Origin of the sequence: Pseudolysinimonas sp. (genome assembly GCF_044239695.1) — a bacterium.
Lineage (GTDB): Bacteria > Actinomycetota > Actinomycetes > Actinomycetales > Microbacteriaceae > Pseudolysinimonas_A.
This window is the reverse complement of the sequence record NZ_JBIIAW010000184.1, coordinates 1-2,777: the sequence shown is the minus strand read 5'-3', so window position 1 is coordinate 2,777 and position 2,777 is coordinate 1. Positions and strand designations below refer to the sequence as shown.

Annotated in this window: 3 protein-coding genes; all 3 read right to left on the bottom strand. The window is 71.2% G+C overall.

From position 1 onward, the window contains the following. Window positions 1–112: 112 nt before the first annotated feature. Entirely contained in the window at window positions 113–643 is a 531-nt protein-coding gene (locus ACILQS_RS16180; RefSeq protein ID WP_395641152.1) for a cation:proton antiporter regulatory subunit, read from the bottom strand. A gap of 9 nt (window positions 644–652) precedes the next feature. Then, a complete protein-coding gene (locus ACILQS_RS16175; RefSeq protein WP_395641151.1) occupies window positions 653–2,404 on the bottom strand; it encodes a glycerol-3-phosphate dehydrogenase/oxidase in 1,752 nt (583 codons plus the stop codon). Window positions 2,405–2,446: 42 nt separating this feature from the next. Further along, a partial coding sequence (locus tag ACILQS_RS16170; protein WP_395641150.1) for an IMP dehydrogenase occupies window positions 2,447–2,777 on the bottom strand: 331 nt, incomplete at its 5' end.

Below are 2,777 nucleotides of genomic sequence, written 5' to 3'. Positions count from 1 at the left end.
GGCAGGCCGATCAGCTTGCCGACGCGTCCGAGGCCGTACGCCAGGACGAACAGGATGCCGAGCGTGATGAGTTCGGGACCCAGATGCGCGTCGGGGGCGGCCAGGTGCACGCCTAGCTCCCGGGCGGCGCGGCGGCGTCCGCGGGGGCCTTGGTGAACTCCCCCGTGCGGAAGAACTGGAACGCCTTCGCGACCTTCTCGGGCGCGCCCGCGACGACGAGGGTGTCGCCCGGGAAGACCTTGAAGTCGCCGTCCGGAGCCGGGTTGGCGGACTCGCCGCGCACGACGGCCACGACCGTCACCCCGGGAAGACCCTTGCTGGTGAGCGACCCGAGCTGCTGCCCGGCGATGTGGTGGTCGTAGTCGACCGGGAACCAGTCGATGCTGAGGCCGGGGATCTCGTCCATGCCGGAGAGCGTCTCGGTGATGCGCGTGCCCCCGAGCAGCTCGGCGAGGGTGTGCGCCTCGTCCTCGTCGAGGCGCAGCGACACCTTGCGGGCGTCGCCGTCCTCGGCGTCGGCGAAGGTGATGAGGTCGCTGTGGCCGGACCGGTGCGTGATCACTCCGAGCTTGCCGCCGTCGTCCGTGACGAAGGTATGGAGCACCCCTACGCCGGGGAGTTTGACCCGTCTGACATCGACCATGCCTCCAGTTTAGTTCTCGCCCGGAGCGCCGGCCGGGGCGGACCCGACATCCGGGGCGGCGAGGCGCACCCGATCGGCCGACGCGTCATCGGGCTGTTCCTGGCTCGCCCGTTCCGCCTCGACCCGGGCCAGGTAGAACGCGACTTCCCGCTCGATGCGCGCGGCATCCCAGCCCAGCGCCCCGCCCATCAGTTCTGCGGCGACGGGGGCGGCGGCGACACCGCGGTCCCACGCCTCGATCGAGATACGGGTGCGGCGGGCGAGCACGTCGTCGAGGTGCAGAGCCCCCTCGTGGGTCGCCGCGTAGACGACCTCGGCTCCGATGTAGTCGTCGGCGCCGGGCAGCGGCTCCGCCAGCTCGGGGCGGTCCTGGATGAGTTCGAGCAACTCGTCGGTCATCACCCCGTAGCGGTTGAGCAGGTGCTCCACGCGCACGCGGTGCACGTTGTAGGCCTTGGCGATCTTGGAGCGCTTGTTCCAGGCCGCCTCGTAGCCTTCGGCCCCGAGCAGCCCGATGTTCTCGGTCACGCTCTCCGAGATGGCGCCGTCGAGTCCGCGGACGGCTTCGTCGACGGCATCCTTCGCCATGATGCGATAGGTCGTCCACTTGCCGCCGGCCACGACCACGAGGCCCGGGACGCTGTGCGCGACGATGTGCTCGCGGCTGAGCTTGCTCGTCTCGTCGCTCTCGCCGGCGAGCAGCGGACGCAGGCCCGCGAACACGCCCTCGACGTCGTCGCGGCTGAGTTTCGTGGCGAGTACCGAGTTGACGTGCTCGAGGAGGTAGTCGATGTCGGCCGCCGTCGCCGCCGGATGGGCCTTGTCGAGGTCCCAGGTCGTGTCGGTCGTGCCGATGAGCCAGTGGCGCCCCCAGGGGATGACGAAGAGCACGCTCTTCTCGGTGCGCAGCAGCAGCCCGACCTTGCTCTGGAACCTGTCGCGCGGCACGACGAGGTGCACCCCCTTGGAGGCCCGCACCTTGAACTGTCCGCGCTCGCCGACCATCGCCTGGGTGTCGTCGGTCCAGACGCCCGTCGCGTTGACGACCTGCTTGGCGAGGATCTCGAACTCCTCGCCCGTCTCTTTGTCCTGGGCGCGCACCCCGGTCACCCGCTGGCCGACCTTGAGGAAGCCGGTCACTTCCACGCGGCTCGCGACATGGGCGCCGTAGAAGGATGCCGTGCGCGCGAGCGTCGCGACGTAGCGGGCGTCGTCGACCTGGGCGTCCCAGTAGGTGAGTCCGCCGGTGAAGGCGTCGGGATGCAGACTCGGTGCCGCCCGAAGCAGCTGTCGCCGGCTGAGGTGGCGGTGGTGCGGCACGCCCGGCGGTCGGCCGCCGGTGTACGAGAACGCGTCGTAGAGCAGCATCCCGGCGCCGATGTAGGCGCGCTCGAGCGGCCCCTTCGTGAGCGGGTACAGGAACCGCACGGGCTTGACCAGGTGCGGGGCGAGCCGCTGCAGCAGCAGCCCCCGTTCGATGAGCGCCTCGCGCACGAGACGGAAGTCCAGCTGCTCGAGATAGCGGATGCCGCCGTGCACGAGCTTGCTGCTGCGGCTCGAGGTGCCGGAGGCCCAGTCGCGCGCCTCGAGCATCCCGGTGCGCAGCCCGCGGGTCACCGCGTCGAGCGCCGCCCCGGTGCCGACGATGCCCCCGCCGATGACGAGGATGTCGAGCTCCTTGGCGCGCATGTTGGCGATCGCCGACGCGCGCTCCTCGGGGCCGAGGCGGGTGGAGCGGGTGACCGTCTTACGCGGTGGCATGCGCACAGCCTAGGCGCGCGACCCCCCCTGTTTCTGAACGGCTCAGCCCTGGTGATACGGGGCGATGACGACCTCGACGCGCTGGAACTCCTTGAGGTCGGAGTACCCCGTCGTCGCCATCGACCGGCGCAGGGCGCCGACGAGGTTCATCCGGCCGTCGGCCGTGTCGGCCGGGCCGAACAGCAGCTTCTCGAGCGGGGCGACCGAGCCGACCTCGACCCGGTGCCCGCGCGGCAGTTCGGGGTGCCGGGCCTCCGAACCCCAGTGCCAGCCGCCGCCGGGGGCCTCGTCGGCGCGGGCGAGAGTCGAGCCGAGCATGACCGCGTCGGCGCCGACCGAGATCGCCTTCACGATGTCGCCGGAGGTGCCGAGA